1 protein-coding gene is annotated in these 221 nt (G+C 63.8%); it reads right to left on the bottom strand.

The annotated features are described in order from the left end of the window. Window positions 1-221: beta-ketoacyl synthase N-terminal-like domain-containing protein (locus NQU54_RS49010; RefSeq protein WP_257636721.1), on the bottom strand; the 221-nt coding region annotated here is incomplete at both ends.

Raw genomic sequence — 221 nt, 5'->3', positions numbered from 1 at the left:
CGCCTCCCACGACGTCTCCAACAGCAACCGCTGCTGCGGATCCATCGCCAACGCCTCACGCGGCGAAATACCGAAGAACTCCGGATCGAACTCACCCGCGTCGTAGAGGAAACCACCCTCACGCGCATACGCCGTGCCCCGGTGATCAGGATCCGGGTGATACAGACCCTCCAGGTCCCAACCACGATCGTCCGGAAAACCGGCGATGGCGTCTCCACCGC

Source organism: Streptomyces malaysiensis subsp. samsunensis, from assembly GCF_024519315.1.
Taxonomy (GTDB): Bacteria; Actinomycetota; Actinomycetes; order Streptomycetales; family Streptomycetaceae; genus Streptomyces; species Streptomyces malaysiensis.
Note: the sequence above shows the minus strand (reverse complement) of the source record. Positions and strands in the feature narration are given on the sequence as shown.